This window comes from Aeromonas sp. QDB31 (assembly GCF_027707605.1).
GTDB classification, from domain to species: domain Bacteria; phylum Pseudomonadota; class Gammaproteobacteria; order Enterobacterales; family Aeromonadaceae; genus Aeromonas; species Aeromonas media.
This window is the reverse complement of the sequence record NZ_JAPCIX010000005.1, coordinates 1-16,065: the sequence shown is the minus strand read 5'-3', so window position 1 is coordinate 16,065 and position 16,065 is coordinate 1. Positions and strand designations below refer to the sequence as shown.

Below are 16,065 nucleotides of genomic sequence, written 5' to 3'. Positions count from 1 at the left end.
ATGAGCGCCGCCCCAGGTGGGGCGGCCATACATGAGCCGTGAATATGACTACTACTAGCTTGTCGCTCACCGAGTTGCTGACCGCGCTGGGAACCCCGGAACGGGTGACCGCCCTCAAGGGGATCCGGCGCGGGATCGAGCGTGAATGTCTGCGCATCACCCCCGAAGGGACCCTGGCCCAGACCGATCACCCCAGAGGCCTGGGGTCGGCGCTGACCCATGCCAACATCACCACCGACTACTCCGAGAGCCTGCTGGAGTTCATCACCCCGGCGACCGACTCCATCGAGAGCCTGATCGAGCAGCTTGGCGACATCCACCGTCACGCCATTCACCACCTGGGGGATGAGCGGATCTGGCCGCTCTCCATGCCCTGCTTCGTCGGCGACGAGGAGAGCATCCGGCTGGCCCAGTACGGCAGCTCCAACATCGGGCGCATGAAGACCCTCTATCGCCAAGGCTTGAAGAACCGCTATGGCAGCCTGATGCAGGTGATCGCCGGGGTGCACTTCAACTTCTCCATGCCGGACAGCTTCTGGTGCGAGTGGCAGGATCTGGTGGGAGAGGGGTGCTGCAGCCAGCGCTTCATCTCCGACAAGTACATGGGGCTTATTCGCAACGTCTACCGCTTCGGCTGGCTGGTGCCCTATCTGTTCGGCGCCTCCCCGGCCATCTGCGACTCCTTCCTCAAGGGGCGCAAGAGCAGCCTGCCATTCCAGAAGACCGGCAAGGGGACCCTCTATCTGCCCTATGCCACCGCCCTGCGGCTGTCCGATCTCGGTTACACCAACAGCGCCCAGGCGGGGCTCAAGATCAGCCATGACAACCTGCCGGCCTACGTGAGCAGCCTGCGCCGCGCCATCAACACCCATGATCCCGAGTTTGCCAAGATTGGGGTCAAGGTGAACGGCGAGTATCGCCAGCTCAACGACAACGTGCTGCAGCTGGAAAACGAGCTGTACGCCCCTATCCGGCCCAAGCGCACCCCTCGCAGCGGCGAGAAGCCCTCGGATGCGCTGGAGCAGCGCGGCATCGAATACATCGAGCTGCGCACCGTGGACGTGAACCCCTTCACCCCGTTCGGCATCGAGGTGGATCAGATCCGCTTCTTCGATCTGTTCCTGGTCTGGTGCCTGCTGCGACCCTCCCCGCTGCTGACCGAGGAGGAGATTGCCCGTAACCGCCGCAACCAGAACAAGGTGGTGCTGGAAGGGCGCCGTCCTGGTTTGGAGTTGGAAGATGAACAGGGTGTTGCCATCGGCCTCAAGGAGTTCGGGCTCCAGCTGTTCGACGAGCTGGACCAGGTCGCCGGGCTGCTGGATCGCTGCTGCGGCCGCAACCGCTACCGCGAGACGCTGGCCATGCACCGCGAGAAGCTGCTCAATCCCGAGCTGACCTATTCCGCCCGCCTGCTCAAGCAGTTGCTGGAAAGCGGCCAGGACAACGGCTGCTTCGGCGATGCCCTGGCGAGCCGTTACCGGGAAGAGATGCTGAGCGGTGAGCTGCAGTACTGGGATGAGGCCTACTTCGCCGGCGAGGCACGGGACTCCCTGGCCAAGCAGCGGGAGCGGGAGCGCAGTGACAGCCTCTCCTTCGACGACTTCCTCGCCGATTATTTCGGGACCCGGCAGACCACCGCCTGAGGGTGCCATCACAGTGACGAGAGCCGCTCCCTTGAGCGGCTTTTTTATGGGCGTAGAGGTGGGATCCTGCACGCAGCGGGCATAAAAAAACGGCCCCGGAGGGCCGTTTTGCAAAGGAGGGTACCGCTATCAGAGGATGAGACCGCCGAAGAAGAAGCCCAGTGCCACTGCCATGGCGATGGTGGCCACGCCCGGGATGAAGAAGGGGTGGTTGAACACCGCCTTGCCAATCCGGGTAGAGCCGGTGTCGTCCATCTCGACCGCCGCCAGCAGGGTCGGGTAGGTCGGCAGCACGAACAGGGCGCTCACGGCGGCGAAGGAAGCGATGGCCGCCAGCGGGCTGACACCCAGTGCCAGCGCAGCCGGCATCAGGGCCTTGGTGGTGGCGCCCTGGGAGTAAAGCAGCATGGAGGAGAAGAACAGCACCACGGCCAGCAGCCAGCTGTACTGGCTCAGCAGATCACCGGCGAACGCCTGGATCTCGACCATATTGCCTTTCACGAAGACGTTGCCGAGCCAGGCCACGCCCAGCACGCAGATACAGGCCGACATGCCGGACTTGAAGGTCGGCATGTTGGTGATCTGGGCGGCATCCAGCTTGCAGAACAGCACCATCAGGGTGGCGGCGGAGAGCATGATGCCCATGATGGCGCCATCGCGGGGGATGGGCGGGCTGGCGATCAGGCCCACGTTGCCTGAGATGGCAGTGGCATAGGCCATGACCGCGACGATGGCGACGATGAAGATGCCGACGGAGAGCTTGGCATAGGGCTTGAGCTCCACCTTGCTGGTGCCGCGCAGCTTGATCAGGCCCTTGGCCTTGCGCTCCAGATAGACTTCATCCTGCTCCAGCGGCTTGCCCAGCATGTTGGCCACGAAGGCCCCCAGCAGGCAGGCGATGAAGCTGGACGGGATGCAGATGGCCAGCAGGGTCAGGTAGTCAACGCCCAGCGGCTCCAGCATGCCGGAGAAGGCAACTACGGCCGCCGAGATGGGGGAGGCGGTGATGGCGATCTGGGAGGCAACGACCGCGATGGAAAGCGGACGGGACGGGCGGATGCCTTGCTCCTTGGCCACTTCGGCGATCACCGGCAGGGTGGAGAAGGCGGTGTGACCGGTACCGGCCAGCATGGTCATCAGGTAGGTGACGACCGGGGCGGCGAAGGTGATGTGCTTGGGATTCTTGCGCAGTGCCTTCTCGGCCAAGTGCACCAGATAGTCCATCCCGCCGGCGAGCTGCATGCAGGCGATGGCGCAGATGACGGACGCGATGATCATGATCACGTCCCAGGGGAGGTAGGTGACCAACTGATCGCTCGGGATGGGCATGCCCAGCCCCCAGGTCAGCACCAATACCCCCAGACCACCGGCGAAGCCGATACCTATGCTGCCTATCCGGGCTCCCAGATAGATAGCGGCGAGCACCACAAGTAACTCGATTCCAATCATAGCGAACACTCCATTTTCCAGTTTTTTTAGGTTTTATTGGGCTGAAAAGCCAATTCCCGATGGGACTTGCAGGAGGTCGCTCGGGAATTGACTTTAATGGGCCGGGATGAACCCGGCCCATCTGCTCGCTTATACGGTGGCTTCGCGGGTGTAACGCTTGGCCTTGTATTGCGGGTTCATCAGGTTCTCGATGGAGAGGATCTCGTCCAGCTGTTCGGCGGTCAGCAGGCCGCGCTCAAGCACGACTTCGCGGACATTCTTGCCGGTCTGGGCACAGATCTTGCCGACGATGTCACCCTCGTGGTGACCGATGAAGGGGTTCAGGTAGGTCACGATGCCGATGGAGTTCAGCACGTGGTTCATGCAGATGTCCGGGTTGGCGGTGATGCCTTCCACACACTTCTCGCGCAGGGAGATGCAAGCTTTTTCCATCAGGCTCAGGGATTCGAACATGGCCTGACCAATCACCGGCTCCATGACGTTCAGCTGCAGCTGACCGGCTTCGGCGGCGAAGGTGATGGTGACGTCATTGCCGAACACCTTGAAGCAGGACTGGTTGACCACTTCCGGAATGACCGGGTTGACCTTGGCCGGCATGATGGAGGAGCCCGCCTGCATTTCCGGCAGGTTGATTTCCTTCAGGGCAGTGCGCGGACCGGAGGAGAGCAGACGCAGGTCGTTGCAGATCTTGGACAGCTTCATGGCCAGACGCTTGATGGCACCGTGCAGCATCACATAGGCACCGCAGTCGGAGGTCGCTTCGATGAGATCCTCTGCCGGCACATAGGCGCGACCGGTGATCTCGGCCAGCCGCTTGATGGCCAGGGCGGAGTACTCGGGCGGGGTGTTCAGACCGGTCCCGATGGCGGTGGCACCCAGGTTCACTTCCAGCAGCAGCTCCTGGCAACGCTTGATGGACTTGATCTCTTCGCGCAGGGTCACGGCGAAGGCATGGAACTCCTGACCCAGGGTCATGGGGACAGCATCTTGCAACTGGGTACGGCCCATCTTCAGGATGCTCTTGAATTCCTGGGCCTTGGTATCGAAGGCTGCGATCAGCGCTTCCAGGGCATACAGGGTGGTGTCGGTGCTGTTGACCACGGCGACGCGGAAACCGGTGGGGTAGGCGTCATTGGTGGACTGGCACTTGTTGACGTGGTCGTTCGGGTTGATGACGTCGTAACGTCCCTTCTCCAGACCCATGATTTCCAAGGCGATGTTGGCCAGCACTTCGTTGGTGTTCATGTTGACGGAGGTACCGGCGCCGCCCTGATAGACATCGACCGGGAACTGGTCGAAGCATTTGCCGGTATTCAGCATCAGATCACAGGCTTCGATGATCTTGTCAGCAATTTCGGGACGTATGGTGCCGAGCTCACCGTTGGCCAGTGCGGCGGCCTTCTTGGTCAGCACCATGCCACGGACAAATTCGGGAACGTCAGAAATCTTCTGAGTGCTGATCTTGAAGTTCTCGACGGCGCGCAGGGTATGCACACCGTAATAGAGATCGTTGGAAACTTCTTTGGTGCCCAGCAGGTCTTCTTCAATGCGGACGTTCTTGATGTCGCTCATTGTAATGCCTCAGAAATCAGATAAATGGAAACGATCCTCACCGAGTGGCCGCGACATCCTTACGCACATTTCATCCTGAAGCACCACACATCGGGTGGGGCAGTGGGGAACCCGTGGTTCCCTGTGCAATGACTGGAATAGATCTTACCTCAATTGGGGTATCTGATATTAGACTTGGATCACTAAATTTGAGGCAACCTCAAATATCTTGTGGTCATTAAACAGATATTGCAATTGAGCGATTAACTTTGACAGAACAATCACTTCAATCACAGTTGGGCGACCAAATATTTCTTCCGATCCCGAGGTGTCTGGCGTCGCAGACTTGAAAAACCGGTATGACTCCCCATTTTACTGACAAGAGACCTGCGTGATGGCGAGTTGGTATGGGCCATACTCCGCTGACTGTGTGATTGCAGGTTCATTTATTCACCGCACTGAGGTTGCTATGGGCAAGTTGTTACTGTTGTTGGTTGGCCTGGTATTGCTGGAGCTCACCGTGATGATAGAGGTGGGCTCGGTGATCGGTGCCTTGCCGACCGTGGGCCTGCTGGTACTGACCGCGGTGCTGGGCTCTTCCCTGGTGCGCAGCGAGGGGATCAAGACCCTGTTCAGCGCCCAGCAGAAGATGCAGCAGGGCGAGATGCCGGGCCGCGAGGTGATGGGGGGCATGCTGCTGGCGCTGGCCGGTCTGCTGCTGATCATTCCGGGCTTCGTGACCGACTTCTTCGGCATCCTGCTGCTGCAGCCCTGGCTGCGCAACAAGCTGGCCGACAAGCTGGTGGGCAGCAGCCAGTTCAGGATGCAGATGGGTGGCTTCCAGGCACAGCAACCGCCGTTCGGGGCGCACCCTGGCGAGGGGCAGCCGGATCAGGCCAAGCGTGGTGGAACCACGATTGAAGGGGAATTTGAACGCAAAGAGTGAGTGAACGGAATCGGCCGCCATCCCGAGGCCCTTGCCGTCAGGGGTTGACCTGATGGCAGAGCCTCTCAAACCTGCGGTGGGCATAGCCCCAGGCCAGCAGCCCCGCCGCCAGGTTTGCCAGCAATATCCCCAGATAGATCCCCTGCTCTCCCCCCAGTTTTGCCCCCAGCCAGGCCCCTGGCAGCAAGAAGACAAACAGCCGCATGCCGTTGAAGACGAATGACACCGTCGAGGCCCTGACGCCGTTGAGTGCCGAAGCCAGCAACATCACCATGCCCTGAAAACCGTAGCCGATGGGCACCAGATGCAGGTAAAGCACGATCAGCCGAACGACCTGAGGGTGATCGCTGAACAGGTTGGCGATGAGCGGCGCCAGCAGCCAGACGATGCCGTAGATGGCGAGCTGGAACAGCAGGGCGAACCGCATGCAGAACAACAACGCGGCCCTGGCCCTCGCCGGATTGCCCGCCCCGCAGTTCTGCGAGACGAAGGGGGCCAGCACGGAAGAGAGCGCCATCATCACGATCAGCAGCAGCGCCTCTACCCTGGAGGCGGCTCCGTAGGCGGCCACCACCTCGGTACCCAGACCGGCGAAGATGACCATCAGCACGGCGTTGGCCAGCGGGTTGAGCATGTTGGTAAAGGAGGCGGGCACGGCCACCTGCAGCAGGGCGCGCCAGTGAGCCAGCAGTCGTGAACGGGGGGATAGCTGCCACAGCAGAAGCCCTTCCCGCTTGCGCAGTATGTGCAGGCTGACCAGCATGGCCATCAACCAGGAGAGGGAGGTGGCGATGGCGGCGCCGCGAATGCCCCATTCGGGGAAAGGGCCGGGCCCGAAGATGAGCAGGGGATCCAGCACCCCGTTGACCAGACCTGCCACCCCCATCACCAGGCTGGGGGTCTTGGTATCCCCCGTGGTCCGGATGGCGGCATTGCCGACCATGGGAATGACCAGCATGGGTACGGTCAGATACCAGATCAGCATGTAGTCGTGGATCAGCGAAATGAGCTCGGCGCTGGCGCCCAGCAAGGTAAAGAGGGGTTCTATGGTCAGCGTCCCCAGCCCAGCGAGCAGGGTCACCAGGATGACGGCAAGGAATAGGCAGTCGGTGGTGATGCGGGCGGCCTCGTCGTGACGGCCCTGGCCCAAGGCATGGCCCAGCAGGGCGCACAGTCCAGCTCCCAGCCCCATGGTGAGGGAAGTGACCACGAAGGTGACCGGGAAGGTGAAGCTGATGGCGGCGAGCGCTTCCGTGCCCAGCATGCCGATGAAGAAGGTATCGACCAGGTTGAAGGCGAGGATGGCAACGATGCCGAGGATCATGGGCCCCGTCATGCGCAGCAGCATTGGCGTCATGGGGGCGGTCAGCATGGGGTTGGGTCGGCTCAATGCAGGGTCTCTATGTGCTCTGGGCCGAAATGCTGGCCGCGTCCATCCGCCTTCCTGATTGGGGGTGGGTGATCCATCAAAGATACTCATAGTACGTGAAAATATTTTTTTTGTATTTGCCCTTGAAGGGCTACCCAAATTGCCCCAGATCAGGGGCATAACAAATTTGGCCGACTGCGGCCATTCCTCAAGCAACACAGAGACTCATTTTGGGAGAGTTATCGATGAAAATTCGTCCACTGCACGACCGCGTCATCATCAAGCGCATCGAAGCTGAAGCCAAATCCGCTGGCGGCATCGTCTTGACTGGCACTGCGGCCCAGAAGTCCACCCGTGGTGAAGTTCTTGCCGTGGGGACTGGCCGAATTCTGGACAATGGCGATGTCAAAGCCCTCGCCGTCAAGGTGGGTGACAAGGTGATCTTCAACGAAGGCTACGGCGTGAAGACCGAGAAGCTGGATGGCCAGGACGTGTTGATCCTGTCCGAGACCGACATCCTGGCGATTGTCGAAGAGTAATCACCTCCCCCCCTTTTTCCCGAATTGATTTAAGGACTGAAGAACATGGCAGCTAAAGAAGTTAAGTTTGGCAACGAAGCCCGCATCAAAATGCTGGAAGGCGTCAACATCCTGGCCGACGCCGTCAAGGTGACCCTGGGCCCGAAAGGCCGCAACGTGGTACTGGACAAGTCCTTCGGTGCCCCGACCATCACCAAGGATGGCGTCTCCGTTGCCCGCGAGATCGAGCTGGAAGACAAGTTCCAGAACATGGGCGCCCAGATGGTCAAGGAAGTTGCTTCCAAGGCCAACGACGCCGCCGGTGACGGTACCACCACTGCTACCGTACTGGCGCAAGCCATCGTCAACGAAGGCCTGAAGGCCGTTGCCGCCGGCATGAACCCCATGGATCTGAAGCGCGGTATCGACAAGGCCGTTGTGGCTGCCGTCGCCGAGCTGCAGGCCCTGTCCCAGCCCTGCGCCGACAACAACGCCATCGCTCAGGTCGGTACCATCTCCGCCAACTCCGACGAGAAAGTGGGTGCACTGATCGCCGAAGCCATGGACAAGGTCGGCCGTGACGGCGTGATCACCGTGGAAGACGGTCAGGGTCTGGAAGACGAGCTGGCTGTGGTAGAAGGCATGCAGTTCGACCGTGGCTACCTCTCCCCCTACTTCATCAACAAGCCGGAAACCGGCTCCGTCGAGCTGGATGATCCCTTCATCCTGCTGGTGGACAAGAAAGTCTCCAACATCCGTGAAATGCTGCCGGTGCTGGAAGGCGTGGCCAAGGCGGGCAAACCGCTGATCATCGTGGCCGAAGACGTGGAAGGTGAAGCGCTGGCTACCCTGGTGGTCAACACCATGCGCGGCATCGTGAAAGTCGCCGCCGTCAAGGCGCCGGGCTTCGGCGACCGTCGCAAGGCCATGCTGCAGGATATCGCCATCCTGACCGGTGGTACCGTGATCTCCGAAGAGGTGGGCATGGAGCTGGAAAAAGCGACCCTGGAAGATCTGGGCCGTGCCAAGCGCATCGTCATCACCAAAGAGAACACCACCATCATCGATGGCGTGGGTGATGCAGCCCTGATTGAGAGCCGCGTGGCTCAGATCCGTCAGCAGATCGAAGATACCTCTTCCGATTATGACCGTGAGAAGCTGCAAGAGCGCGTGGCCAAGCTGGCCGGCGGTGTTGCTGTCATCAAGGTTGGCGCTGCCACCGAAGTCGAGATGAAAGAGAAGAAAGCCCGTGTTGACGATGCCCTGCACGCCACTCGCGCTGCAGTAGAAGAAGGCGTGGTTGCCGGTGGTGGTGTGGCGCTGGTGCGCGTGGCCGCCAAGCTGGCCTCCCTGCGTGGTGACAACGAAGACCAGAACGTGGGTATCAAGGTCGCCCTGCGCGCCATGGAAGCGCCGCTGCGTCAGATCGTCATCAACGCCGGTGAAGAAGCCTCCGTCATTGCCAACGCCGTGAAGAACGGTGAGGGTAACTTCGGCTACAACGCCTACACCGAGCAGTACGGTGACATGCTGGCCATGGGCATCCTGGATCCGACCAAGGTGACCCGTTCTGCCCTGCAGTTCGCCTCTTCCATCGCTGGCCTGATGATCACCACAGAGTGCATGATCTCCGAGCTGCCGAAGAAAGATACCCCTGCCATGCCTGATATGGGTGGCATGGGCGGTATGGGTATGATGTAATTCCGTCATAGTCATCAAACGGCTCGCTTTTGCGGGCCGTTTTTTTTAGTGCTACTAAGCTGAAGCTGTTGATAGTGAAATGATCTGAGGTGAGTATGCGAACATTAGGTTTGATCCCGCTACTGTTTTCCCTTGTCGTTCCCACCATGGTTCTGGCCGCTCCCGAGGGGCCGGTGATCCTCAAGGTGACAGGGAATCTGGACCCCGCCAACCCGGCTGATGGTGAAGTTGATTTCGACATGGCCATGATCCAGGCCCTGCCACAGCATGAGATAGTGACGAGCAATCCCTGGGTGGACAAACCGCACAAATACGTGGGGCCCAAACTGGCGGACGTGTTGACGGCGGTGAAGGCCAATGGCAAGAGCATCACGCTCACTGCCTTGAACAGCTTCCAGATCCGGATCAACTGGGATAAGGTCAGGCAATACGATCCCATTCTGGCCTGGCAAGATGATGGGGTAACCATGCGGGTACGTGACAAAGGGCCGCTTTGGTTTATCTTGCCGCTGGATCAGCATCCTGAACTCAAACGATCCGAGTTCACCGACATGATGATCTGGCAACTGAGCGCGATCGATATTCAGCAGTAAAGACGGTGGCTTACGGGAGTACTGGGTGAAAGCGAAGACCAGGGCTTGGCCCTTACTCGGCGTTCTTTATCTATCCATTCTGTTATTCACGGGTAGCACGCTGTATTGCCTGGTGCAGATACAAAATGCGACCCGGGTAATGGAGAAGTACACCTATGACGTCTCCTGGGCATTGATGCAGTTGCAGCTAGAGCTGGGGCGCTTTCTCAATGCCGTCGAGATTTACCACTACGGCGGTATCGATCATGAAACCCTGCTGCTGCGTTACGACATCCTGTGGAGCCGGACGCCGATCCTGCTGAGTGGGCAACTACGCAAGAGCCTGTCGGACAATCCGAAGACGCTGCGGCTGGTGCAGCTGACCGAGAACAACATCCGCAAGCTGGAGCCGGAGCTGACCAGGCTGAAGCCGGGTATGTCGGATTACCAGCAGATCATGATGACCCTTGCGCCCTTGCAGGAGCCGCTCTCCTACTCTCTCGCCTCCATGATGCAGAAGAACATCAACGTCTATTCGGGCAATGACAAGCGCTTCGGCCAACTGCGCGATGCGCTGTTATTCATGGTGTTGGGCCTGGTGATATCCGTCATTCTGCTTAGCGGTCTGCTGGTGCGTGAAGCCAGGCGTCATTTCAGAACGGCCCGGGTCGATCCGCTGACCGGCCTGGCCAACCGATTGGCCTTGCTGGAGAAGATGGAGTCTTACGTCAGCCGTGATACCCCCTTTGGCCTGGTACTGGTCGACATCAATGACTTTCGTGACATCAACAGCAAGTTTGGCTACAGCACTGGGGACATACTGCTGCAGGAGCTGGCGAAGCGGCTGCGGGCCCTGTGTGAAAACGGCGAGTGGGTAGCTCGTCTGGGGGGCGATCAGCTCGCCATGCTGCAACGGGACAGCAGCGATCTGCGTCAGGTCAGGGAGCTGGTGGCGAGAGTGCTCCACTCCATCAAACAAGACATCATCATCGACAACTATCCCTTCCGGCTGGAAGTGGGCATAGGTATCGCCTTCTTCCCCACGGACAGCAACCAGACCCAGGAGCTGCTGAGCCGGGCGGAGCAGGCGCTGTTCCACAGCCGCAAGACCCATGTCCCTTATGTCATCTATGACAGCTCCCTGCTCAACGAAACCACCAGGCGCAAGCACCTCGCTTCCGACATGGTGATGGCTCTTGAACACAACGCCCTGGAGCTTTACTACCAACCCATCGTCAACCTGGAGAGCGGTCGCTGCGAGGCGGTCGAGGCGCTGCTGAGATGGCGTCATCCTGAGCTTGGCTTCATTCCTCCCAACGAGGTGATCCAGGTGGCGGAAGAGTTCCAGCTGGCCGAGAAGCTTGGCAGCTGGGTACTGAACACGGCGTGCGAGCAGCTCCACCAGTGGCAACACCTGGGGTTGGTCGATCTGCAGATGTGCGTCAACATCTCCCCTGGCATGTACCAGCGCAACTTGTTGAAGCTGGTGGCCAAGGCCTTGATGGAACACCACATTCCGGCCTCCTGCCTGGTGCTGGAAGTGACGGAAGACACCACCATGCGCGAGGTGAAGAATTCGCTGCAGTTGATGCAGGATCTCAGTCAGCAAGGGGTTCATCTGGCGCTAGATGACTTCGGGACCGGTTACTCCTCTCTCAGCTATCTGCAGAAGCTGCCCGTGAGCAAGGTGAAGATAGACAGATCCTTCATCCAGGGCATAGACACCTCCATCGAGGCGGCCGAGCTGGTGGCCAACATCTGCCGCATGGGTTCCATGCTGGGCAAGAAGCTGGTATGCGAGGGGATAGAAACCCAGGGCCAGCTCGACGTGCTGCGTTCATTGACCGACATCCATCTCTACGGACAAGGCTATCTGTTCAGCCGCCCGGAGCAGGCATCAAAGGCCTATCAGACCCTGCTGGAGATGGAGGAACGTTGGCTCGCACGGCGTGCGCCGGACAAGGCATACCTGCTCTGAACGATAGGTCTCATGTCTGCCATTCTCTGGCCGATAGTGATTAGGCAGGAGGTACACAATGGATATTTCTAGTTCTGCAAATGCGTCGTTTGGTTCTGCACTGATGGTGGCCAGCCTGGCCAAAAAACAGCAGACCCAGGAGGGCGAGTCGGCTTTGAAACTGCTGGCAACAGCAGCTCAGTCAGCTCCAGCAGCACCGACATCGGCCAGCGCTTCTCTGGGAAGCAAGATCGATATTCGCGTCTGACCCTAATGAAAAAGCCCCCATCTCGCGATGGGGGCTTTTTTATCTCTGCGATTTGGCGCGAGCCTCTTCCGCTCAGAGCGGGAAGGGGGCTGGTGCCTCGAAGGTCATCCGCTCGCCGCTGCGGGGGTGGCTGATGGTCAGGCTGGCCGCATGCAGGTAGAGATGGGGGGCTGCCGCCAGCGCATCCGGATGGGCGTAGAGGTTGTCACCCAGGATCGGGTGCCCCAGCTCCAGCATATGGACGCGCAGCTGATGGGAGCGACCGGTAATCGGGGTCAGCTTGATCAGGCTGTTGCCGTTCTCCACCTTCAGTTTCTGCCACAGAGTCAGGGCGTGACGTCCCTCCTCGTGGTCCACCTTCTGTTTCGGCCGGTTGGGCCAGTCGACGCAGAGCGGCAGGTCAACCTGACCCGACTCTGCCTCCGGCTCGCCCCATACCCAGGCGAGGTAGTGCTTCTCGGTCTCCCGCTCGCGGAATTGCCGACTCAGCTCCCGATGGGAATTGGGATTGAGGGGAATGACAATGACGCCAGTGGTGGACATGTCGAGGCGATGGGCCGCCGCCGCCTTGGGGTGCTGCTGCTTCACCCGATGCAGGACGCTGTCTTCATTCTCGGGGCCGCGCCCGGGGACGCTCAGCAGGCCAGTGGGCTTGTTGACCACCATGATATCCTTGTCCTTGAACAGGATATCGAGCCAGGGTTCCAGAGGCGGTGAGTATTCAAACATAAATGTCTCGCATCAGAAGGTGGGGGCAAGCCCCCATCAGTTATGGGTGACCACGATAAAGCGGATTGCATCCAGCTTGAGTTGGGTCTGATCGATCAGGTGGTGCAATTCTGCCTGCAGATTGCGCAGATAATCCAGTTCGCTGTCGCGCACGTTCGGGTTGACCGCCTTGAGCGCTTCCAGACGATCCAGATCCTGCTGCAGGGTCTGCGCCATCTGGGCACGGGCCTTGTCGACAATCCCGGCTTTCAGCTCTTCGGCAATCGGTTGAGCCTTGCCAATCAAACCATGGATCACCGGCTGCGACGCGGTGACCAGCTTGCTGCCGAGGTGGCGGTTGACCGGAGTCAGTTGGCGGTTGAAGGCATCGAACGCCACTTTCTCACCCAGATTCTGGCCGTTCTTGTCCATCAGCAGACGGATCGGTGTCGGCGGCATGAAACGGTAGAGCTGGGGATGGGCCGCAGACTCGGCAACGAAGATCAGCTCCAGCAGGATGGAGCCGATGGGCAGCGCTTTGTTCTTGAGCAGGGCAACCGAGGTAGCACCGATCTCGGAGCCCAGGATCAGGTCGATGCCGCCGCGCATCATGGGGTGATCCCAGGAGAGCAGCGCCATGTCATCCCGCGACAGGGCGGTGTTGCGATCGAAGGTGATGGTCATGCCGTCTTGCGGCAGGCCCGGGAAGCTGGAGACCAGCATGTGATCCCCGGGGGTCAGCACCAGCGCGTTCTCGCCACGGTCGTCCTGATTGACGCCGATCTCGTCGAACATCTTGAGGGCGAAGGAGATCATGCCGGTGTCGTCATCTTCGGCGGCCAGCTTGTCGACCAGCTGCTGGGCGGCGGCGCCACCGCTGGAGTGGATCTCCAGCAGGCGATCGCGACCCTGTTCCAAACGGGCCTTGAGCGGCTCGTGCAGTTCGCGGGTCTTGATCAGCAGGGCGTCGAGGGTCGCCTGATCGCCGGTGTTGGCGGCCAGTAGCTCGAACAGTTCATCGCGCACCGCTTCGAATACCGGACGAGCAGTCGGGCAGGTCTGCTCGAATGCGTCCAGACCATCGTGATACCAGAGCTGCAGGGCGCGCTGGGAGGTGCCCTCCAGATAGGGAACGTGGATCTCGACGGTATTCTGCTGACCGATACGATCCAGTCGACCGATGCGCTGTTCCAGCAGATCCGGGTTGAGCGGCAGATCGAACAGCACCAGATGACTGGCAAACTGGAAGTTGCGACCTTCTGAACCGATCTCGGAGCAGAGCAGCACCTGGGCGCCACCATCCTCTTGCGCAAAATAGGCAGAGGCCTTGTCCCGCTCGAGGATGGACATCCCTTCATGGAACATGGTACCGCGGATCCCTTCACGGGTGCGCAGCGCCTCTTCCAGTGCGATGGCGGTGGCCGCTTCGGAGCAGATCACCAGCACCTTCTGCTGGCGGGCAGAAAGCAGCAGTCCCAGCAACCAGTCAACGCGCGGGTCGAACTGGGTCCAGGTGGCGTTGTCGCCTTCGAACTGCTGGAAGATCTTCTCGGGATAGAGGTAGCGCAGGGCGCGGGTCTGCAGATCGCCGCCGTTGCCACCCATCATGCCCATCACCTTGATGGCGGTCTTGTACTGATCCGGCAGTGGCATGGGGTAGACGTTGAGGTGACGCTCGGGGAAGCCCTGAATATTGGCGCGGCTGTTGCGGAACAACACCCGGCCGGTGCCGTGCTGATCCAGCAGCGTTGCGACCGCTTGTTGGCGGGCAGCAGCATCGCTCAAGTCCAGCCCTTCCAGCTGGCTGGCGAGGATCTGTCTGGCTTCATCGCTCAGGGTCTCGCCTTCCAGCAGCTCTTGCGCGGCGCTGGCGACCTGGCCATAGGCCTGCTCCTCGGCGAGGAAGGCCTCGTAGTCGTAGAAACGCTCAGGATCGAGCAGGCGCAGACGGGCAAAGTGGCTCTGGTGGCCCAGCTGATCCGGGGTGGCGGTCAGCAGCAGCACGCCCGGCACCTGTTCGGCCAGCGCTTCCACCATTTCGTAGGCGCGGCTGGGGGCATCTTCGCTCCACTCCAGATGGTGTGCTTCGTCGACAACCAGCAGATCCCACTCGGCTTCCAGCACCTGTTCGAAGCGACGACGCTTCTTGCGCAGGAAGTCGAGGCTGCAGATCACCAGCTGTTCGGTCTCGAAGGGGTTCTCCGCATCGGCGAACGCCTCGATGCAGCGCTCCTCGTCAAACAGGGAGAAGTGCAGGTTGAAGCGGCGTAGCATCTCGACCAGCCACTGGTGCTGGAGAGTCTCGGGCAGCAGGATCAGCACCCGATGGGCGCGGCCGGAGAGCAGCTGCTGATGAATAATCATGCCCGCTTCTATGGTCTTGCCCAGACCCACCTCATCGGCCAGCAATACTCGTGGGGCGTAGCGGTGACCCACTTCGTGGGCAATATAGAGCTGGTGCGGGATCAGGCTGACCCTGCCACCGGCCAGACCGCGGGTCGGGTTGCGACGACGCTGGTGCTGGTTGACCAACGCCTCGTAGCGCAGGGTAAAGCGGGACATCCGGTCAATCTGACCGGCAAACAGGCGATCCTGCGGCTTGTTGAATTTGATGAAGTTGTTGAGAAACACTTCCTTGAGGGCAACGGGCTCATCATTGTCGGTGCGAACACCGACATATGTAAGCAGGCCGTCTTTCTCCTGCACTTCTTCGACCATCATGGTCCAGTCCTCGTGACTGGCAATCTGATCGCCCACATTGAAGCTGACCCGGGTGACCGGCGCTTCTTCTTTGGCATACATGCGGTTTTCACCGGTAGCCGGAAACAACAGGGTAACCATGCGTCCTTCAACAGCAACGACAGTCCCCAACCCCAGATCCGTCTCTGTATCACTAATCCAACGCTGGCCAAGTGCAAAAGGCATTAAACTCTCCAAAGCCCAAGAGTGTGAGAATCGCAAAGGGGCGCTATGTTACCCGAAGGCCGGATCCCGATCACCATGGTTGTGGCGTTCGGGAAAGGCAATTCGATACAACCTTGATCTACTGACACCCTTGACCCAGCAAGGGGCAGAAAGTGCCTGCATACGGAACCCTGCATGAGCATTAAAACACCACCTTGGTTGATTGGTGAGCGGTTGAGCTGGAAATGCGAATTTTATGCGAAATCACCCTTGCCAATCCGAGCCAGCTCCCTATAATGCGCCTCCATCGACAGGGCAAGCGGCAACGCACACAACCAAGTCGATAACCTCGAAAAGCCTTTGAAAATAAGGCTTGACTCGAGAAAGCGGTTGAGTAGAATCCCACTCCCGCAGCAACACACTGTTGCGTCGCTCTTTAACAATTTGAATCAAGCAATCTGTGTGGGCACTCACAGCAT

The 16,065-nt window shown here is 59.9% G+C and carries 13 protein-coding genes; 7 read left to right on the top strand and 6 right to left on the bottom strand.

From position 1 onward, the window contains the following. The first annotated feature begins 44 nt into the window (after positions 1-44). On the top strand, positions 45-1,643 hold the full coding sequence (gene gshA / locus PG898_RS06710; RefSeq protein ID WP_270823672.1) for a glutamate--cysteine ligase: 1,599 nt from the start codon (positions 45-47) through the stop codon (positions 1,641-1,643). Positions 1,644-1,772: 129 nt separating this feature from the next. On the opposite strand, the gene PG898_RS06705 is transcribed toward gshA, so the two are convergent. Together PG898_RS06705 and aspA are read right to left on the bottom strand one after the other, a co-directional pair. After that, entirely contained in the window at positions 1,773-3,092 is a 1,320-nt protein-coding gene (locus PG898_RS06705; protein ID WP_041206386.1) for an anaerobic C4-dicarboxylate transporter, read from the bottom strand. A 129-nt stretch (positions 3,093-3,221) separates the two neighbouring features. After that, the gene (gene aspA / locus PG898_RS06700; RefSeq protein ID WP_005331800.1) at positions 3,222-4,664 is read right to left on the bottom strand and encodes an aspartate ammonia-lyase; all 1,443 of its coding nucleotides are present in this window, start codon (positions 4,662-4,664) and stop codon (positions 3,222-3,224) included. 448 nt (positions 4,665-5,112) lie between these two features. On the opposite strand from aspA, the gene PG898_RS06695 reads away from it, so the two are divergent. Then, the gene (locus PG898_RS06695) at positions 5,113-5,589 is read left to right on the top strand and encodes an FxsA family protein (RefSeq protein WP_270823675.1); all 477 of its coding nucleotides are present in this window, start codon (positions 5,113-5,115) and stop codon (positions 5,587-5,589) included. Between the two features lie 37 nt (positions 5,590-5,626). Here the strand turns inward: PG898_RS06695 and PG898_RS06690 are convergent, their stop codons facing one another. Next, a complete protein-coding gene (locus tag PG898_RS06690) occupies positions 5,627-6,961 on the bottom strand; it encodes an MATE family efflux transporter (protein WP_270823691.1) in 1,335 nt (444 codons plus the stop codon). A gap of 242 nt (positions 6,962-7,203) precedes the next feature. Here PG898_RS06690 and PG898_RS06685 point away from each other — a divergent pair, with 242 nt between their 5' ends. The 5 genes from PG898_RS06685 (at position 7,204) to PG898_RS06665 (ending at position 11,974) form a co-directional block, all read left to right on the top strand. Continuing rightward, entirely contained in the window at positions 7,204-7,497 is a 294-nt protein-coding gene (locus tag PG898_RS06685; RefSeq protein WP_005309514.1) for a co-chaperone GroES, read from the top strand. Positions 7,498-7,542: 45 nt separating this feature from the next. Continuing rightward, complete coding sequence (groL, locus tag PG898_RS06680) at positions 7,543-9,177, top strand: chaperonin GroEL (protein WP_005331807.1); 1,635 nt, start codon at positions 7,543-7,545, stop codon at positions 9,175-9,177. Positions 9,178-9,272: 95 nt separating this feature from the next. After that, positions 9,273-9,770, top strand: coding sequence for a molybdopterin-binding oxidoreductase (locus PG898_RS06675; protein ID WP_041206383.1), 498 nt, complete (start codon positions 9,273-9,275; stop codon positions 9,768-9,770). Positions 9,771-9,795: 25 nt separating this feature from the next. Further along, the gene (locus tag PG898_RS06670) at positions 9,796-11,727 is read left to right on the top strand and encodes a putative bifunctional diguanylate cyclase/phosphodiesterase (RefSeq protein WP_182787534.1); all 1,932 of its coding nucleotides are present in this window, start codon (positions 9,796-9,798) and stop codon (positions 11,725-11,727) included. A 58-nt stretch (positions 11,728-11,785) separates the two neighbouring features. Next, entirely contained in the window at positions 11,786-11,974 is a 189-nt protein-coding gene (locus tag PG898_RS06665) for a hypothetical protein (RefSeq protein ID WP_041206379.1), read from the top strand. A 72-nt stretch (positions 11,975-12,046) separates the two neighbouring features. On the opposite strand, the gene rluA is transcribed toward PG898_RS06665, so the two are convergent. The 3 genes from rluA to PG898_RS06650 all read right to left on the bottom strand — a co-directional run. Then, positions 12,047-12,703, bottom strand: a complete 657-nt coding sequence (gene rluA, locus PG898_RS06660) for a bifunctional tRNA pseudouridine(32) synthase/23S rRNA pseudouridine(746) synthase RluA (protein ID WP_111809435.1) — start codon at positions 12,701-12,703, stop codon at positions 12,047-12,049. A 36-nt stretch (positions 12,704-12,739) separates the two neighbouring features. Beyond that, positions 12,740-15,607 (bottom strand): RNA polymerase-associated protein RapA, encoded by a 2,868-nt coding sequence (gene rapA, locus PG898_RS06655; protein WP_270823676.1) that lies wholly within the window; start codon positions 15,605-15,607, stop codon positions 12,740-12,742. A gap of 270 nt (positions 15,608-15,877) precedes the next feature. Beyond that, positions 15,878-16,065 (bottom strand): hypothetical protein (locus tag PG898_RS06650; RefSeq protein ID WP_270823677.1); only part of this gene is annotated, 188 nt, incomplete at its 5' end.

What these genes read in the sequence shown, in the direction of transcription:
- gshA (WP_270823672.1), top strand. Translation starts at nt 45, where the DNA reads ATGACTACTACTAGCTTGTCGCTCACCGAGTTGCTGACCGCGCTGGGA.
- PG898_RS06690 (WP_270823691.1), bottom strand. Translation starts at nt 6,961, where the DNA reads ATGCTGACCGCCCCCATGACGCCAATGCTGCTGCGCATGACGGGGCCC.
- PG898_RS06675 (WP_041206383.1), top strand. Translation starts at nt 9,273, where the DNA reads ATGCGAACATTAGGTTTGATCCCGCTACTGTTTTCCCTTGTCGTTCCC.
- PG898_RS06685 (WP_005309514.1), top strand. Translation starts at nt 7,204, where the DNA reads ATGAAAATTCGTCCACTGCACGACCGCGTCATCATCAAGCGCATCGAA.
- rapA (WP_270823676.1), bottom strand. Translation starts at nt 15,607, where the DNA reads ATGCCTTTTGCACTTGGCCAGCGTTGGATTAGTGATACAGAGACGGAT.
- groL (WP_005331807.1), top strand. Translation starts at nt 7,543, where the DNA reads ATGGCAGCTAAAGAAGTTAAGTTTGGCAACGAAGCCCGCATCAAAATG.
- rluA (WP_111809435.1), bottom strand. Translation starts at nt 12,703, where the DNA reads ATGTTTGAATACTCACCGCCTCTGGAACCCTGGCTCGATATCCTGTTC.
- PG898_RS06665 (WP_041206379.1), top strand. Translation starts at nt 11,786, where the DNA reads ATGGATATTTCTAGTTCTGCAAATGCGTCGTTTGGTTCTGCACTGATG.
- aspA (WP_005331800.1), bottom strand. Translation starts at nt 4,664, where the DNA reads ATGAGCGACATCAAGAACGTCCGCATTGAAGAAGACCTGCTGGGCACC.
- PG898_RS06705 (WP_041206386.1), bottom strand. Translation starts at nt 3,092, where the DNA reads ATGATTGGAATCGAGTTACTTGTGGTGCTCGCCGCTATCTATCTGGGA.
- PG898_RS06695 (WP_270823675.1), top strand. Translation starts at nt 5,113, where the DNA reads ATGGGCAAGTTGTTACTGTTGTTGGTTGGCCTGGTATTGCTGGAGCTC.